General features: G+C 63.7%; 21 protein-coding genes. 17 read left to right on the top strand and 4 right to left on the bottom strand.

Annotated elements, in window-relative coordinates:
* The 10 genes from DFR34_RS17100 to DFR34_RS07835 form a co-directional block, all read left to right on the top strand.
* On the top strand, positions 1–270 hold a 270-nt coding region (locus DFR34_RS17100), incomplete at its 5' end, for a hypothetical protein (RefSeq protein ID WP_158281765.1).
* Positions 267–512, top strand: a complete 246-nt coding sequence (locus DFR34_RS07875; protein ID WP_110390608.1) for a hypothetical protein — start codon at positions 267–269, stop codon at positions 510–512. The genes DFR34_RS17100 and DFR34_RS07875, both read left to right, overlap by 4 nt.
* Positions 513–514: 2 nt before the next feature.
* Positions 515–970 (top strand): hypothetical protein, encoded by a 456-nt coding sequence (locus tag DFR34_RS07870; protein WP_146215083.1) that lies wholly within the window; start codon positions 515–517, stop codon positions 968–970.
* A gap of 2 nt (positions 971–972) precedes the next feature.
* Complete coding sequence (locus tag DFR34_RS07865; RefSeq protein ID WP_110390606.1) at positions 973–1,488, top strand: hypothetical protein; 516 nt, start codon at positions 973–975, stop codon at positions 1,486–1,488.
* Entirely contained in the window at positions 1,485–4,277 is a 2,793-nt protein-coding gene (locus tag DFR34_RS07860) for a glycine-rich domain-containing protein (protein ID WP_110390605.1), read from the top strand. The genes DFR34_RS07865 and DFR34_RS07860 overlap by 4 nt, the downstream gene beginning before the upstream one ends.
* Positions 4,274–4,825 (top strand): hypothetical protein, encoded by a 552-nt coding sequence (locus tag DFR34_RS07855; protein ID WP_110390604.1) that lies wholly within the window; start codon positions 4,274–4,276, stop codon positions 4,823–4,825. The genes DFR34_RS07860 and DFR34_RS07855 overlap by 4 nt, the downstream gene beginning before the upstream one ends.
* A gap of 77 nt (positions 4,826–4,902) precedes the next feature.
* A complete protein-coding gene (locus DFR34_RS07850) occupies positions 4,903–6,090 on the top strand; it encodes a phage tail sheath protein (RefSeq protein ID WP_110390603.1) in 1,188 nt (395 codons plus the stop codon).
* A 1-nt stretch (position 6,091) separates the two neighbouring features.
* The gene (locus DFR34_RS07845) at positions 6,092–6,601 is read left to right on the top strand and encodes a phage major tail tube protein (RefSeq protein ID WP_110390602.1); all 510 of its coding nucleotides are present in this window, start codon (positions 6,092–6,094) and stop codon (positions 6,599–6,601) included.
* Between the two features lie 25 nt (positions 6,602–6,626).
* Positions 6,627–6,935 carry a phage tail assembly protein gene (locus tag DFR34_RS07840; RefSeq protein ID WP_110390601.1) on the top strand — a complete coding sequence of 103 codons (309 nt, stop codon included), beginning with the start codon at positions 6,627–6,629 and terminating at the stop codon, positions 6,933–6,935.
* Positions 6,936–6,937: 2 nt separating this feature from the next.
* Positions 6,938–7,072 (top strand): GpE family phage tail protein, encoded by a 135-nt coding sequence (locus DFR34_RS07835; protein ID WP_245906839.1) that lies wholly within the window; start codon positions 6,938–6,940, stop codon positions 7,070–7,072.
* A gap of 391 nt (positions 7,073–7,463) precedes the next feature.
* Here DFR34_RS07835 and DFR34_RS17555 read toward each other — a convergent pair whose 3' ends face one another.
* Positions 7,464–7,715: a hypothetical protein gene (locus DFR34_RS17555; RefSeq protein WP_245906845.1), complete on the bottom strand. Its 252-nt coding sequence runs from the start codon at positions 7,713–7,715 to the stop codon at positions 7,464–7,466.
* Positions 7,716–7,766: 51 nt separating this feature from the next.
* On the opposite strand from DFR34_RS17555, the gene DFR34_RS07830 reads away from it, so the two are divergent.
* Genes DFR34_RS07830 through DFR34_RS07815 form a run of 4 tightly spaced genes read left to right on the top strand, consistent with a single transcriptional unit; the run spans position 7,767 to position 11,530 of the window.
* A complete protein-coding gene (locus DFR34_RS07830) occupies positions 7,767–9,734 on the top strand; it encodes a phage tail tape measure protein (protein WP_308418007.1) in 1,968 nt (655 codons plus the stop codon).
* 10 nt (positions 9,735–9,744) lie between these two features.
* Entirely contained in the window at positions 9,745–10,125 is a 381-nt protein-coding gene (locus DFR34_RS07825; RefSeq protein ID WP_211309333.1) for a phage tail protein, read from the top strand.
* Positions 10,122–11,204: a contractile injection system protein, VgrG/Pvc8 family gene (locus DFR34_RS07820; protein ID WP_110390598.1), complete on the top strand. Its 1,083-nt coding sequence runs from the start codon at positions 10,122–10,124 to the stop codon at positions 11,202–11,204. The genes DFR34_RS07825 and DFR34_RS07820 overlap by 4 nt, the downstream gene beginning before the upstream one ends.
* Entirely contained in the window at positions 11,201–11,530 is a 330-nt protein-coding gene (locus tag DFR34_RS07815) for a hypothetical protein (RefSeq protein ID WP_110390597.1), read from the top strand. Before DFR34_RS07820 ends, DFR34_RS07815 begins: the two co-directional genes overlap by 4 nt.
* A 79-nt stretch (positions 11,531–11,609) precedes the next feature.
* Here the strand turns inward: DFR34_RS07815 and DFR34_RS07810 are convergent, their stop codons facing one another.
* A complete protein-coding gene (locus tag DFR34_RS07810) occupies positions 11,610–11,960 on the bottom strand; it encodes a hypothetical protein (protein ID WP_110390596.1) in 351 nt (116 codons plus the stop codon).
* A 233-nt stretch (positions 11,961–12,193) separates the two neighbouring features.
* Between DFR34_RS07810 and DFR34_RS07805 the strand changes: the two genes are divergently transcribed.
* Positions 12,194–12,733: a hypothetical protein gene (locus tag DFR34_RS07805; protein WP_110390595.1), complete on the top strand. Its 540-nt coding sequence runs from the start codon at positions 12,194–12,196 to the stop codon at positions 12,731–12,733.
* A gap of 152 nt (positions 12,734–12,885) precedes the next feature.
* Here the strand turns inward: DFR34_RS07805 and DFR34_RS07800 are convergent, their stop codons facing one another.
* The gene (locus tag DFR34_RS07800; RefSeq protein ID WP_146215081.1) at positions 12,886–13,851 is read right to left on the bottom strand and encodes a hypothetical protein; all 966 of its coding nucleotides are present in this window, start codon (positions 13,849–13,851) and stop codon (positions 12,886–12,888) included.
* Positions 13,848–14,243 (bottom strand): helix-turn-helix domain-containing protein, encoded by a 396-nt coding sequence (locus tag DFR34_RS07795; RefSeq protein WP_110390593.1) that lies wholly within the window; start codon positions 14,241–14,243, stop codon positions 13,848–13,850. Before DFR34_RS07795 ends, DFR34_RS07800 begins: the two co-directional genes overlap by 4 nt.
* Before the next feature lie 277 nt (positions 14,244–14,520).
* Between DFR34_RS07795 and DFR34_RS07785 the strand changes: the two genes are divergently transcribed.
* Positions 14,521–14,982, top strand: coding sequence for a YmfL family putative regulatory protein (locus DFR34_RS07785; RefSeq protein WP_110390591.1), 462 nt, complete (start codon positions 14,521–14,523; stop codon positions 14,980–14,982).
* Positions 14,979–15,302 (top strand): Ogr/Delta-like zinc finger protein, encoded by a 324-nt coding sequence (locus DFR34_RS07780; RefSeq protein ID WP_110390590.1) that lies wholly within the window; start codon positions 14,979–14,981, stop codon positions 15,300–15,302. Before DFR34_RS07785 ends, DFR34_RS07780 begins: the two co-directional genes overlap by 4 nt.
* Positions 15,303–15,306: the final 4 nt, after the last annotated feature.

Genomic DNA, 15,306 nt, shown 5'->3' with positions numbered 1-15,306 from the left:
CCAGACAGCTGGCGCACTTGGTCAGCAGTCAGCCTGCGCCGCGCGCTGCGCGCTGCGCACAGCACAGGCGGCGCGGCTGGCGTGCGAGTGCGCTACCACGCCGCCGCGCCGGCAGCGGCAACGCTGCAGGTTGCAGCCCGCTACGGCATCGGCGTGGCGCTGGTCACCCGGCTGGGGCAACCGGCCAAATTTGACGCCTGGCGTCCGATCCTGCTGACCGATGACGGCGGGCCGCTACTGACTGACGACGGAGGCGCAATCGAGCTATGAGCGACACCACAATCCCCCGCCCAGGCCGGCGGCATGCCGATTTGCCGCCCGCCAACCAGATTACTGGCTCCGAGCTGATCGCAATCAGCCAAAACGGCAAAACCTGCCGGGTAACCGTTTCCGAGCTGATGGCATTCGCCATCGCTCAACACCAGGCCGCCCTGGCGCCGCACCCGCAGTATGAGGTCGGCGACGTCGAGGCCGCCTACATTGCCGCGCAACAACCCAACTCAGGAGCATGACCATGTCTGACACCAACGCCCGCATCGTCGCCCTCGCCACCCGCCTGGGCGTCGACATCAAATCCCTGCGCGACGCGCTCGCCGCGCTGCCCGCCGTGCAGAGCCTGATCAACGACCTGGCCGCCGTCGACAGCACCGACAAAACCTACAGCGTCGCCAAAATCCAGACGCTGCTCGCCGCTGCCATTGCCCAGGCGCGCAGCGAGGCCACCGACGATGCCCTGAGCGCCATCCGCGACGGTGCGCCGCAGGCGCTGGACACCCTGAACGAGCTGGTCACCCGCATCAACGACGACCGCGACGCGTTTGACGTTGTCGCGCAGCTGGCCAATGGCAGCGTGCGTTTTGACGAGCCCCAGACCCTGACTGCCGCGCAGCAGGCACAGGCACGCGCCAACATCGGCCTGGCCGACGTGGATTTCGAGGCGGCGTACATCGCCGCCCGCGACGCGGCCTGATCATGATGCAGTCGCTGCTCAGCGCAATCGCCCAGATGGGCGCAGATGTGCGGCTGCTGGCGCGCGGGCTGGGAATCGACATGGCATTGCAGCCGCTGCTGCCGCCGCTGGACCTCAGCGTCAGCAACAGCTGGCCCGGCGGCAGCATCAGCGCCGCCGCTGGCGACGGCGACCCGATCGCCGAGCTGTGCCTGCCGGACGGCAACATCTGGTTTGGCGGCGGGCTCGCGATGTGGGATGTCGCCACCATTGCATTTGATGTGCCGGTGCAGTTGCACGCCGTGGACATCACCGCGCCCAGCACAGACGCCCGGCCAGACATCATCGGCCTGGACCATGCTGACGCCCCCGCCGGACCCTGGACGCCGCTGCTGACGCACGACGTCGGCAGCCTCACCGCCACTCAACGCATCGCCGTGCCAGCAACCACAGCCGCGTGCTGGCGCGTGTCTGTCATCGCCAGCGCCGGAGCCCCCCCGGCGTTGTTTGCCATCCAGCTATATGGGCATAACCAATGATTACTCTCAAAACTACTGCCGCCGGCCGCGCACTGATCAACGCCGCCCTCGCCGTCGCCGCGCCCGCGCCCGTGCTATCGCGCATGGTGCTGGGCGCTGGCGTCGTGCCGGACCCGGCCACCGCCAGCGCGGCCAGCATTGCGGCCGCGCAAATCGGCCAAGCAGTCCAGCTGGCCATCGCCAAGCACGACGCTGACATCATCAGCGGCAGCGCCGGCTTCCCGGCGCCGACCGCCGCAGATGTAGTCAACTGGGTTGCCCTGCTCTATGCCGACGGCACACCAGCGGCAATCGGCGAAATCATCGGCGGCATGCCGCGCATCCCCGGCATGCTGGTAGAAATGCCCTGGGCCTGGGCCAGCACTGACACCGGCGAGCTCGGCCTGGACATCAGCATCATCGATCTCAATGCGCTGATGCAGCAGGTCGCTGACGGCGCGTATGCATCGCTCGACGTCCGCTCCGGCGGCATCGTCAATACCTATCTGACCCCGTTTGCCACTGCGCTGGGCGCGGTGCTGGAGCATGGCGCGCCGCGCGTGTTGGTCGAGGGTTGGACGGATCAATTCCGGCTGCGCCGGGACAACGCCGTGCGCGTTGTCGGCGTGGTCGCCGGCGACGACAGCCTGGACTTGTCCGAGCACGCCGACACCCTGCAGGACGGCGACTATGTGCTGTTTAGCAGCGAGCACAGCGAGCTGGTGCGCCTGCGCAGCAATCTCGAGCTGGGCCGGCGGCGCCTGGTGGGCGACATCCAGCACACCTACCCGACCGCCACCCTGTCGCGCACCAACTGGCTGATCGCAGCTGGCCAGGCCACCGCGCAGGCTGGCCAGACATATCACAGCGACACCGTGCGCCTGCACCGCGATGCGAACAAAATCCGCGTCATCATCCGCGCCACCACCACTGCCGCACCTGCGGTCAGTCTGCGCTGGGGCGAGCACATCGACCCGACTCTGTCCGTTAGCGATTACACCGACGCAGTGCTGGATCGAGCGCTGCCCGTGCCAGGCCGACCCGGCCTGCTCGACTATGTGTACACCGCCCAGCCAAACGGCGAGTTTGCCGCGCTGCGCGTGCTGGCCACTGCCAGCCTGACCTGCGAGAGCATCTCGTTGCATGCCGACTGGGGCGCAGGCAGTGTCATGCCGGCCCCCCAAGTGCAAGGCGCTGAGGCCGTGCCTGGCCGCACGACGCACTTTGGTATTACCGGGCAAACCCGGCTGATGGGCGGCAAAATCGCAGAATTTGCTGTCAGTATCGACGGCAAAACCCACAAACTCCCAGCGATTAACGACCGCGCCGAGCTGGCGCTGACGCTTGATGGTGAGCTCGGTGCGCAGTACACCATGCAGGTGCTCGCCTGGGATGATCTTGGCAACAACAGCTCCAGCACGTACCACAAAATCACGCTGGTTGACGCAATCACCCACCCCGCCCCAACCATCATCAGCCCGCAGCCAGGCGCCGGCGGCGTGAGCGCCATGCCCACGCTGTCAATCGTGCCGGCAGTCGTGCCATGCGCCGTGCATGTGCGCACGGACTGGGTGCTGCGCGATGTCGCCGGCGAGATCGTGTGGGCGCTGGCCAGCGAGGACAGCCTGCAATCTGTATCCGTGCCAGCAGACACACTGAGCTACGGCGCGCAATACACCGTGCGCGTACAGCTGGACTACAGCGACGGCTGGCATAGCGCTGTGGCCAGCGCCAGCTTTACCACCATGGCTGCTCCAGTGCTGAAATTTGTCGCGCCGGTGGCGCCGGCATGGGCCAGCGAGAGCGTCAACATCGCGCTCAACCAGTTTGCTATCCCGGAAACGACCCACGCCAGCACGGACTGGGAGCTGCTCGACACCGCCGGCGCGCCGGTGTGGCAACGGCTTGCTGACAGCACGCATCTGCTTTCGATTACGTTGCCGGCGCAGACCATGCAGCCGATGCACAACTACACGCTGCGCGCGCGCCAGCACGGCGCGAGCGGTCAGTCCACGCACTGGATCACGCAGCCGTTGGCCTGTGCCGCTGTCTGGGAATTTACCGCGCCGGGCATCAGCAGCTGGACGCCGCCGGTTGATGGCGACTACGAGATCGTCGTTGTCGGGGCGGGCGGGGCAGGAAGCACAGTTGACGGCCGTAATTACGGCCCCGGCGGAAACGGCGGTGGCTCGGGCTACGCAGCGCGCGCAATTGCGCAGCTGGGCGCTGCTCATGGGCCGATTGCATATATCGTCGGGCGTGGCGGATCTGCATCGACTCAAATCGGCACCTGGAACGGAGAGAGTTACGCAGCTAATCCAGGCGGGCCTGGTGAGTCAACAGCGCTGGGCGGGATCATCAGTGCGCTGGGCGGGCTGCCAGGCACTGCATTGTCTGGTGGGGACGGAGCATCTGGCGGTGGGGGCGGCGGCGGGACAGGCGCAGATGCAGCAGGTGCAGGGTATCACGGCGAGGCGGGCACGCTGGGCGGTAGCAACGGCAGCGATGGTGTTAAACGTGACAATGTGTCGAGCCACGTTGGTCGCGGCGCGGGTCCCGGATACTACTCGCTGATAGACCCTGCTGTCGTTCATGCGCAGGCGAGCTCTGATAACACTGCAGGCACGCGCGAATATTCGGGCGGCAGTCAAGGCGGCGGTGGCGGTGGCGGTGGTGGTGGCGGCTTTGGTCAGCAGAGCTACGGCGCTGGCGGCGCAGGGGGATCAAAAAACCCGGCGGGGAATCGATATGGCATGCCAGGCCGGGCGGGCTATATCCGCATCAAACTGCTACAGGAGAACGCGCAATGAGTTGGGCACTGATTATCGACGGCCGCGTACGTCAAACCAGCGACGTCAACCCAGCAGGGCTCTATCCGCCCAACTGGGTCTGGCATGCCATCCCCGACACCCTGACGGGCCTGGTCACTCACGGCTGGAGCTGGGATGCGACGGCGGGTTTTGTGCCGCCGGATATTGAGCTGCTGCGCCAGCAGCGACGCGCCGCCCTCGTTGACGCCCTCAACGCCGCACATGTCGCCCTGGGCGCCGGCGTCAGCACGCTCGAGCAGGCCACCTGGCCAACCCAGCTGGCCGAGGCGCTGGCCCTGACTGCATCCCCGCCAGACACCGACGGCGACAGCCTGCCGCCGTGCCCGCTGCTGACGCTGATGGCCGCCCAGCGCGGCCGCGACGAAACCCCGCGAAACCTGGCCGAGCGAGTGCTGGCAGCTGCTGCGCGCTACACCGCGGCCGCCGGCGCGCTGGTGGCCTGGGGCCAGCGCACGGAATGGGCGCTGGCGGAGGCGGGGACAGCTGAGGCGCTGATGGCGGTTGATGTCACGCCGCCGCGTAGCTGACGCGGCTACAGTAACCCGCCGCGCAGCGCGCGCGCGCGTATGCCATGCTGGACTCCACTATCTAATAGGAGGCCAGCATGGCCGATTCTGATTTCCTGCATGGCGTGCGCGTGGTCGAGCTGGCCGGTGGCCAGCGCCCGATCCGCACCATCCAGACTGCCGTCATCGGCGTGGTCTGCACTGCGCCCGACGCCGATCCCGTCAAATTCCCGCTCAACACCCCGGTGCTGCTGACTGATGCCTACGCCGGCATGGCCAAGGCGGGCCAGACCGGCACCCTGGCCCGCACCCTGGACGCGATCACCGACCAGGCCCGCGCAATGGTCATCGTTGTGCGCATCGCCCAGGGCGACACCGAGGCCGAGACCGTCAGCAATACCATCGGTGGCGTGGCCGCCAATGGCCGGCGCACCGGGCTGCAGGCACTGCTGGACGCGCAGGCGCTGCTGGGCGTCACCCCGCGCATCCTGGCCGCGCCGCAGCTGGACCCGCTGCCGGTGGCCACCGAGCTGATTGCCCTGGCCAAAAAACTGCACGCGTTTTGTTACCTCAGCTGCTGGGGCTGCGAAACCAGCGAGCAGGCCGTCGCCTACCGCGATCAACTCGGCGGCCGCGAGGCCATGCTGATTTACCCGGATTTTGTCAGCTGGGACACCCAGGCCAACGCCGAGCTGGCCGGCTACGCCACCGCACGCGCCGTGGGCCTGCGTGCGCAGATCGACAACGACCGGGGCTGGCACAAAACCCTCAGCAACGTGCTGGTGCAGGGCGCGACCGGCATCAGCCAGCCTGTGTTTTTTGATCTGCAGGAGCCGTCATCCGAGACCAACTATCTCAACAGTCATCAAATCACCACCCTGGTGCGCCACGGCGGCATCAAATTTTGGGGCGGCTACACGCTGGACGACAGCGGGCTCTACCCGTTCGAGAACTACACCCGCAGCGCGCAAATCCTGCGCGACACCATGGCCGAGGCGCACATGTGGGCGCTGGCCCAGCCACTGCACCCCACGCTGGTGCGCGACATGGTTGAGGGCATCAACGCCAAACTCCGCAGCTGGAGCAGCGGGCCAGACCCGTATCTGCTCGGCGGCAGCGCCTGGTATGACGAGAGCGTCAACACGGTGAATGACTTGAAAATCGGCAAACTGGTGGTGGATTACGATTACACCCCGGTGCCGCCGCTGCATACGCTGACCCTGCAACAGCGCATCACCGACACCTATCTGATGGATTTTGCCGCTCGCGTCGCGGCTGGAGCGTAATATGGCCATCCCGCATAAACTCAAAGATTTTAATGTTTTTGGCGACGGGGAAATGTGGCTGGGCATGTTTACCGAGGTCACCCCGCCAAAACTCGAGCGCGAGATGAAAGACTATCGCGCCAACGGCATGAATGGCCCGGTCTCGATTGACCTGGGCAATAAAAAACTGGAAATCAGTCTGAAAGCCGGTGGCTATGTCTGGGCCACCGTGCGCAAATATGCCGTACCCACAGCAGACGGCATCATGCTGCGCCTCGCTGGCTCCATCCAGTCCGACGAAACTGGCGAGGAAATCGGCATGGAAATCATCGTGCGCGGCCGGTTCAGCGAGGTGGACTGGGGCAAAATGAAAGCGGGCGACGACACGGAAACTGAATTCAAAATGCCGTTGACCTATATCAAAATCAGCCTGCAGGGCAATACCTTTCTGGAGATGGATTTTATCCATTACATCGAAATCGTGGATGGTGTTGACCGCCTGGCCCAGCGCCGCAAAAACATTGGCCTGTAACCGATAACATCAGGAGCGCCTCAGCATGGAAACCAATATGGACACCCAGAACGCATTCCAGCATACGCTGGAAACGCCGATCCAGCGCGGCGATCAGACCATCAGCAGCATCACGCTGCGCAAACCCAGCGTGCAAACCCTGCGCGGCCTGAGCCTGGGCTCGCTGGTGCAGATGGACGTTGACAGCATCAGCAAACTGCTGCCGCGCATCTCATCTCCGACGCTGACCGCCGGCGAAATCGCCGCGCTGGACCCGGCCGACCTGCTGGCGCTGTGCGCCGGGATCAGCAATTTTTTTCTGACGCGGGCGCAGCGCGAGAGCCTGCCGGGCTGAGCGTGGATGATTATCTGGCGGACATCGCCGTGGCGTTTGGCTGGCCGCCAATCGCGTACCTGAGCGAGTGGACGCTGGATGACCTGATCGCCTGGCGCGAACGAGCCAGGGTGCGCGTGCAGCCGCCAGACGCCTGACCAGCCACCTACGCAAACGCCCCTGAGACAGGGGCGTTTTTGTTGCTCATCTGGCTACACCATCAGGCAGTTTTTCCCGCCGCGCGCGCGCGTGATAATCCCGGCACACTATCAGCACTGGATCGACAAATACATGTCTGATGCTCGCCTGCGCCTCGAAATCATCATGGCCGCCGTTGACAAAGCAACAGCCCCCATCCGCGCCCTGCAGGGCGGCACGGCGGCGCTGTCACGACAGGTGCGCGACGCCAAAACCGCATTGCGCGAGCTGGAGCGCCAGCAGGGCGCAGTCAATACGTTCCGCGAGATGACTGCAGCCAGCAAACAGACTGGCACGGCATTGCGCGACGCCCGGCAAAAACTGGCCGCGCTGCGCGCCGAGGCCCAGGCATCAGGCGGAGCCAGCGCCGAGCTGGCGGGCAAACTCAAACAGGCCGAAATCGCCGTCGAAAAACTCACGGCCAAACAACGCAAACAGATCGACGCTGCCAAACAGGCACGAGAGGCCATCGAGGCGGCAGGCGGATCGGTGCAAAAACTCGCCGCGCACGAGGCGGCGCTGACCAGCAAAACCGAACAGGCCACTGCCGAGCTGCAACGGCAGGAGGCCGCGCTGGCCGCTGCCGCTGCCCGCACCAAACAATTGGCCGCCGTGCAGGCGCAGTATCAGCGCGGCCAGGCGCTGCGCGCCAACATGGCCGGCGCTGGCGCGGGGATGATGGCCGGCGGCGCGGCAGTGGGCGCGGCGGTGCTGGCGCCAATCTCCGCGTTTGCCGAGGCCGAGGACAGCGCCACCCAGCTGCGCGTGGCGATGATGACTGCTGGCGGCTCGGTGCAGGCTGAGTACGGCCAGGTGGTGGCACTGGCGGAAAAACTCGGCGCGACGCTGCCCGGCACCACGGCTGAATTTCAGGACATGATGCGGGTTTTGATCCAAAAAGGGCTTGATGCCAAAACGGTATTGGGCGGGGCGGGCGAGGCCACGGCAAAACTGGCTGTGCTGACAAAAGTTTCGTTCGCTGAATCCGCCGAGGCCATTTCGGTATTTCAGGATGCAATGGGTGTGGCGGATTCGGATATGGTATCTGCTGCTGACCAAATGCAGCGCCTATATAATGTCGGCATGAAAATTACCGATATTCAGGAGGGGTTTAAGGCGATGGGGCCATCGCTGGCCTACGTGCGCAAACAGGGACTGGACGCGGTAAAAGAACTTGCGCCGCTGCTGGCGATTACCGACGCAGCCGGGATGGATGCCGGCAGTGCTGGCAATGCCTATAACAAAATCATCCGGGGGTCGGTAGACGCCAAAAAAGTGGCAAAAGCCAATGCCGAATTAGACGGCACCGGCGTTAAATTCAATTTTGTGGACAACAAAGGGAATTTTGCAGGCATTAACCATATGGTTGATGAGCTGATGAAAATCCAGAATCTGTCTGACCAAAAAAGAAAAGCTGTTGTAGAAAAGATTTTCGGCACAGATAAAGAAGTCGCCGAGGCATTAAATGCTATGATGAAATCCGGCAATGCCGGCATATCACAAATGCGCGAAAAACTCGCCCAGCAGGCGTCGCTGCAGGAGCGTGTAGGCGCCCAGCTGGGCACCCTGAAAAACCTGTGGGACGCCGCTGGTGGGGCGTTTACCGGGTTTCTGGTGAAACTCGGCGAGGCCATCGCGCCGCAGGTGAAATCACTCACGCAATGGATCTCCGACGTCAGCGACCGGCTACAAAAATGGTCTGCCGAAAACCCCCGGCTGGCCGGCACGCTGATGACCGTGGCCGGCGGCCTGGCCATCGTGCTGGCCATTGGCGGCGCGCTGATGGTGGCGCTGGCCGCGCTGATGGGGCCGATGCTGATCGTCAACGCCGGGTTTGGCATGTTGGCGGCGGGCAGCGGATCGCTGGCAGCCAGGCTGCTGATGCTGGCCGCCGGGTCGTTCCCGGCATTGACCAGCGCGGTGGTGGGGTTTGGCGCGGCGTTGATGGCAACTCCGATTGGCTGGATCATCGCCGGCATTGCCGGCATCGTCGCTATCGGCCTGGTGCTGTACCGCTACTGGGACACGATTGCTGCATTTTTTGGTGGGGCATTTGATGGCCTGGTGGCGGGGCTGCGCACCAGCAACCCAATGTTTGGCGAGATGCTGGACTACGTGAGCCGTGGTGTGAGCTGGGTTGGCGAGCTGCTGGGCGGGCTCAACTCAACATCCAGCGAGCTGGGCGCCGCCGCCAGCATGGGTGTGCAATTTGGCCAGATCCTGGCGCTGAGTTTTGATTTGGCCCTGACCCCGCTGAAAACGCTCTGGGCCACGATCAAATCCGTCATCGCGGCATACAACGAGATCTCGGCCGGCAATTGGTCTGGCGCCCTGGGCGCGGCGGCAAACGCATTTGGCAGCGTCTGGCAGCAGCAATCCGCGCTCAACGCCGACATGTCCGACGCCGACCGGATGGCGCGCAAATCTCCACTGCCTGCTCAAACCCCGCTGCGCGCTGCTGGCGCCGGCAATGCCACGGTCACCCAGAATGTCAGCGTAACCGTCAACGCGCCGCCCGGCGCAGACGCCCAGGCCACCGGCCAGGCGGCCGCCAGCGCCACCCAGCGCATGATGCAACAAACCGCCCGCGACACCCGCGCCGCGCTGCACGACAGGGACTGATATGCCACTGATGAGCTGGGGCGATTTTGTGTTTGACTGGCGCACGACCATCGCCCCGAACGAGCTGAGCCGCGAGCAGGGCTGGCGACACGCCAGCCAATCCCGCGTGGGCGACCGCCCGGCCCACCAGTACACCGGGCAGGACGAGGAAACTATCACCCTGCCAGGCCAGCTCTACCCCGAGCTGGGCGCAGACATCAACAGCCTGGACACCCTACGCGAGGTGGCCGACACCGGCGCGCCGCAGGTGTTGATCGACGGCAACGGCCGGGTGTGGGGCTGGTATGTGCTGGAAAAACTCACCGAAAAACGCGCCAGCATGCTGTCCGATGGCACGCCGCTGGAGATTGATTTCTCGCTCACACTCAAACGGGTGGACGACCAACCATGACTGCCGAGAGCAGCTACCCCATCCCCATCTACCGGCTGGTGGTGGACGGCCAGGACATCACCCCGAAAATCGCTGGTGGCGACGGCCAGCGCAGCCGGCTGATCAAATTGACGCTCACCGACAAACGAGGCGGCGACGCAGACGAGCTGACGCTGGAGCTATCCGACCACGATGGCGCGCTGGCCATCCCGCCGAAAGGGGCCAAAGTCTCGCTGTGGCTGGGCTATCAGCACAGCGGGCTGGTGGACCGTGGCAGCTACACGGTGGACGAGGTTAGCCACTCTGGCCCACCGGATAAACTGAGCATCAAATGCCGCGCCGCCGACCTGCGCAAGGGGTTGTCGACCAAACGCGAAAAATCGTGGCACCGCACCACGCTGGGCGCGATTGCCCGCGCAATCGCTCAGCGCCACAAACTGACCCCGGTGATCAACGCCAGCCTGGCCCGCATTGACATCCCGCATGTCGATCAGGCGGACGAGAGCGACATCAATCTGCTGTCCCGGCTGGCCCGCCAGCACGACGCAATCATGACCGTCAAACACGGCCGGCTGCTGCTGGCCCCGGCTGGCGAATCCACCACCGCCAGCGGCGCAGCCATGCCGCAGCTGACGCTGACCCGCGCCGCCGGCGACGCCCACGACTACAAATCCGCCGACCGTGACCACTATGCCGGCGTGCGCGCCAGCTATCACGATGTGCAGCGCGCCGAGCGCGGCACGGTGCTGGCCGGCAGCGATCGTGGCCAGGACGACGCCAGCGAGCATGCTGACGACGCCGGCGAGGCCAGCGACAATGTGCAGGTGATGCGCCACACCTATCCCAGCAAACAGGCTGCACAGCAGGCGGCTGATGCCGAGCTGCGCAAAATCCAGCGCGGCAACGCCACCATGAGCTACGCGATGGCGGTGGCCGACCCGACGATGACCGCCGAGGTGTCGGTGACGCTGCGCGGCTGGGGCAAACCTCAGATTGACCGAACCTGGCTGGTGGCGGAATTGCAGTTTGAGCTGGACGATGGGGGGTTGCGGTGCAAATTGGAGTTGGAAATTGGTAACAACAAAAGGGGCAAGAAATGAAGGGATGGATAGGCGTTGACCTGGATGGCACGCTGGCCGAGTACCAGAGCTATTACGCTGGCGCGATTGGCGCACCGATACGGCCCATGCTGGTGCGCGTGCAGGAATGGCTGGCGGCTGGGCGCGAGGTGAGGCTGTTTACCGCCCGCGCTGGCGACCCGGCCCAGCTGCCGGTGGTTCGCCAGTGGTTGACGCAGCATGGCCTGGGCGGCATGGCCATCACCAATGTGAAAGACATGGATATGGCGGCGCTGTACGATGACAAGGCCGTCAGGGTGAAACGCAACAGTGGCTATGTTTGCCCTGGTTGCTGCAAGAGGAAATGAAAATGCCCTGCGGCAGGGCAGGGCATAGTTCATCGGCAAGAGGGCCGCCAGAGGGTTACGCTGGTGGCCAGGGGGCAGATCATGGAGTTGGCGGCAAATTAACCGAATTAAACTTGTACAACAGCGTAACCGTATCACCATTGCGGTTGATGGCGTTTTTCGCAAAGCCAGCAAACAGCTCATAGGTAAACACCCTGCCCTCCCAGTAGGAGTCATAAGACCCCTCTTCAGTCAGGTGTACCTTAACAATCTCGCCAGGCTCTAACGCAATCGAGGGGAACGTGTACTGATGCGGTTGACGGTTTGAAACCTTGTCTTGGCGATCAAACGTCTGATCTTGGATGACAAACCTGCTTGCATCGTCGACTTTACTGAACACTTCATAGGTTACAACCTGGTTCTTGCGATCATAGCTAATAGGTTTTAGCATGAAACATTTCCTTAAAAATCAATCAATTGATTGCATTGCCACCAGCAAAACCAGACACCAGCAGTTTTATGTAACAATGCAGCGAGTCCCGATGCAGCCATCTACTGCGCCTGGCTGCATCGGGGCTTTTATTTGTAGACCATGCAGAGGATTTTGCAAGCCTCCTCAAGAAATCCTTTTCCGTGCGATGGTGTACCATCAGGGCTTTCCACCCACTCAAGCCGGATCCCACCATGCGCATACCGTCCTTTGCCCCGTTGCTGTGCTGCCTGTTGCTGCCGTTGTCCATGCCCACCCACGCGGCCACCAGCCCCCCCGCCACCGCCCCAGCCAGCCAGGGGCTGGGCATCACCACCATGCAGCTGATTGATGGCTTGCAGCCGCAAAAACGCGAGGATTCGCGGCTGGCTACAGGTGAGGCACGGGAGATGGTCACACTGTCGAAAATTTCCACGCTGGAGGTGATTGGCCCGGCGCGCAATGTGTCGCGCTGGTCGCTGATGTTCGGCATGCCCGCTGACGACAATCAGGCGGCAATGCTGTCGTACATGACGGCTACGGTGACGCTGGCCAATACATTCCCGGCCTGGCGCGGCGATGCCGATAACCCTGGCAAGTGGCTGGTGGCGGCGGTCAAGCAGCTGGCTAAAAACATCAACAAAAACCGCAACGACCCCGCACCGGTGCTGAAAAGCCGGGATGGCCGCAAGATCAAGTTGCAGATTCTGCCGGCGCTGGGCGGCATCATGATTTTGTCGGTGGAGCCGAAGTGAGCGGGCCCAGCTGCGCGGCGCTGCGCAATCTGCTGGAGCCGTTGCACAAGAAGCTGGCGACGGTGACGGAGGAGATGAACGGCGTGCTGTTCTGACGCCTGCCGGGTGAGTGGGTTAACCGCGCCGCTGGCTACCTTGGCCTGCGGCGCTTTTCATTTGCACAGCAGCTCGAATGCCCCCCTATCCATCACCTGCACCCCCGCTGCCCGCGCCTGGGCGAGCTTGGCCTCTCCCGCACGGGGCCCAGCCACCAGCACGGTCAGGTTTTTGGTGATGGACTTGCGCACGCGCCAGCGATGCGCGTCGGCCAGTTGTTCCAGCGCGTCGCGCTCGGCGCGGGCAAAGCCGGTGAACAGCACTTCGCCCACCAGCTCTGCTGCCGGGGCGGGCGCTGGGGTGGTTTGCGGGGCCGGCTTGCCTGGGGCTGGTTTTGATTTGGGTTTGGCCAGGTCACGCGCCCAGGCCCAGGGTTCCTGCACTTCACCGCTGATTTCCGAGGTGATGTCGCCCTGCACGCGGTCCAGCCTGAAGGTGCGGGTGGCCCGTCTGCTCAGGCATAGCCCCTGAAAACACAGGCCATCCAGCTGGCGAACCACCACCCGGCGATCAGAGTATTCGCCGGTGGCGTCGATGTAGGCAAAGCGCACGGTGTCGAGCTGACGGCCTTCGAGGTAGGGCAGTGCTGTCCGGCTGGCCGGGCGGACGGCATGGGTGCGAACCGGCAGACGGATGCCGGCCAGGTTTTGCAGCTGGTCCTCGATGGACTGGCGCTGGCCGGTGCTCAGTGCGCCCTTGGCCAGGGCGTCGCCCAGCTGGGCGGACAGGCGGCGAACGCTGGGTTCGGCATCCAGCGCTGGCTGGGCGCTCAACCAGGCGTGCAGCTCTACCAGTTCATCTTCTTCCACCAAGCCATCAGCCAGTATGCTTCTACAGTGCTGGCGCAGTTGCTCGCGCAAGATGGCCACCGGGTGCAGTGCTGATTCGGGGTTGTTGGGTGATGGTGAGGTAGATGCAGTAGAAGACGGCTGGACATGGGCTGATTTGCGCCGCCGCCGGCGCAAATACCAGGCGATGACCACCACCCAGAACACAGTTCCGATGATGACATCGACCATCATAGTTTGTTGACCCCGGAAATATTCACGACGCTGTTGACGGCGTGGACGTTGCCAATCGTCACTGCAATGGCTGCCTCTGGGTTGTTGTAGCCATACAGCGTACCCAACACCGCGCCCTGGCCGCGTTCGTCCAGCGCCCTGAACAGTGAGAGCAGATTCGATTCAGCGTTGGTCAGCGACCCTGTTTCTGGGAGACCAGTCAGCAGGTACTGCACATCCACACCATTTGTCGCCCAGGTCATGAGCACGTTGGCGTCAGGCATACGCCCCCCCGCCTTTTCATAGTTGGAGTAGGTACTTGATGCCACCCCTCCCGCCTCAGCCATATCAATCTGTCGCCAACCGAGTCGTTTGCGCTCAGCAATCAGCCGTTCAAAAAAATCCACGTTCATAAACTTTCACTTGCAAAAACCTACAATCGTGTAGATAATGTCGTTAGTGCCGCACAATACACGGACATAATAATGCACAAACCGATATCACGCGCGCCTCGTGGCGTTGCTCGCAAACCTATCTACCTGCGGCTGATGCCCGCCGAACGGGATGAACTTGAGTCGCTGGCACATGAGGCTGGCCAATCACTGTCATCCATGGCCAGAACCATTTTCCTGCGCGGCGCCAGCCTGGCGAAACCCACGGAAATACTCAAATCCGGTGAGAGCCACTGACATGGACACCATCCGCACCTCATACCAGCAGATGTGCCGCGCCATGCCTGGCGGCTGGGCCACGATGGCGGCCAGCCTGGGGATGACGCTGGATGCCCTGGAAAACCGCGTGTACGAGCGCCGTGGCCAGGAGATCACTGTGCACCAGGCGCGGCAGATGCAGGCCAACAGCGGCACCACGCTGTTTGCCGAGGCGATTGCGGCGGATGCGGGCGGGGTGTTTGTGCCGATCCCAACCGGGCAGGATCAGGGCGTGGAGGAGATCATGGCGGTGTACATGCAGCTGGTGGACGAGGTGGGCCGGCTGTCCCGCGAGTGGACCGAATCCACCGCCGATGGCGTGCTGGATGGCCGCGAAATCGCCCGGCTGGAACAGCTACGCCTGAACATCTGCAGCCAGGTAACCCGCATGTTGCAGCTCTCGCTGCAGGTGTTCACCACGCAGCAGGAGCCCAAACCATGAGCGCACACGGCACCCACTGCCCGCACTGCTCCCGGCCAGCGATGGCCCGCACCTCGCGGCAGATCACCCCCACGCTGCGCGAAACCACATGGGTGTGCCGCAACGAGTTTTGCGGTCATGTGTTTGTGACCATGACCGAGGCCGTGCGCACGCTGTCGCCGGCGGCGATCCCCAACCCTGAGGTGAGCCTGCCGTTTACGCCACGACGGGCCCCAGCGCCAGGTGGCCAGCTGGATCTGCTGGATGATCCGCCGAGTGAAACTAGCCAGACGGTATACCGCCGCACAGCGGATGGCGGCTGGAAAACCTCGCCAGCCTAGCCAG

Source organism: Rivihabitans pingtungensis (assembly GCF_003201855.1).
Lineage (GTDB): Bacteria > Pseudomonadota > Gammaproteobacteria > Burkholderiales > Aquaspirillaceae > Rivihabitans > Rivihabitans pingtungensis.
This window is presented reverse-complemented; position numbering and strand designations above follow the sequence as displayed.

Excerpts from the sequence above, each read along its gene's own strand:
- DFR34_RS07780 (WP_110390590.1), top strand. The coding sequence starts at position 14,979 with ATGAGCGCACACGGCACCCACTGCCCGCACTGCTCCCGGCCAGCGATG.
- DFR34_RS07865 (WP_110390606.1), top strand. The coding sequence starts at position 973 with ATGATGCAGTCGCTGCTCAGCGCAATCGCCCAGATGGGCGCAGATGTG.
- DFR34_RS07875 (WP_110390608.1), top strand. The coding sequence starts at position 267 with ATGAGCGACACCACAATCCCCCGCCCAGGCCGGCGGCATGCCGATTTG.
- DFR34_RS07870 (WP_146215083.1), top strand. The coding sequence starts at position 515 with ATGTCTGACACCAACGCCCGCATCGTCGCCCTCGCCACCCGCCTGGGC.
- DFR34_RS07820 (WP_110390598.1), top strand. The coding sequence starts at position 10,122 with ATGACTGCCGAGAGCAGCTACCCCATCCCCATCTACCGGCTGGTGGTG.
- DFR34_RS07850 (WP_110390603.1), top strand. The coding sequence starts at position 4,903 with ATGGCCGATTCTGATTTCCTGCATGGCGTGCGCGTGGTCGAGCTGGCC.
- DFR34_RS07825 (WP_211309333.1), top strand. The coding sequence starts at position 9,745 with ATGAGCTGGGGCGATTTTGTGTTTGACTGGCGCACGACCATCGCCCCG.
- DFR34_RS07830 (WP_308418007.1), top strand. The coding sequence starts at position 7,767 with ATGGCCGGCGCTGGCGCGGGGATGATGGCCGGCGGCGCGGCAGTGGGC.
- DFR34_RS07845 (WP_110390602.1), top strand. The coding sequence starts at position 6,092 with ATGGCCATCCCGCATAAACTCAAAGATTTTAATGTTTTTGGCGACGGG.
- DFR34_RS07840 (WP_110390601.1), top strand. The coding sequence starts at position 6,627 with ATGGAAACCAATATGGACACCCAGAACGCATTCCAGCATACGCTGGAA.
- DFR34_RS07815 (WP_110390597.1), top strand. The coding sequence starts at position 11,201 with ATGAAGGGATGGATAGGCGTTGACCTGGATGGCACGCTGGCCGAGTAC.
- DFR34_RS07810 (WP_110390596.1), bottom strand. The coding sequence starts at position 11,960 with ATGCTAAAACCTATTAGCTATGATCGCAAGAACCAGGTTGTAACCTAT.
- DFR34_RS07800 (WP_146215081.1), bottom strand. The coding sequence starts at position 13,851 with ATGATGGTCGATGTCATCATCGGAACTGTGTTCTGGGTGGTGGTCATC.
- DFR34_RS07805 (WP_110390595.1), top strand. The coding sequence starts at position 12,194 with ATGCGCATACCGTCCTTTGCCCCGTTGCTGTGCTGCCTGTTGCTGCCG.
- DFR34_RS07795 (WP_110390593.1), bottom strand. The coding sequence starts at position 14,243 with ATGAACGTGGATTTTTTTGAACGGCTGATTGCTGAGCGCAAACGACTC.
- DFR34_RS07855 (WP_110390604.1), top strand. The coding sequence starts at position 4,274 with ATGAGTTGGGCACTGATTATCGACGGCCGCGTACGTCAAACCAGCGAC.
- DFR34_RS07785 (WP_110390591.1), top strand. The coding sequence starts at position 14,521 with ATGGACACCATCCGCACCTCATACCAGCAGATGTGCCGCGCCATGCCT.
- DFR34_RS07860 (WP_110390605.1), top strand. The coding sequence starts at position 1,485 with ATGATTACTCTCAAAACTACTGCCGCCGGCCGCGCACTGATCAACGCC.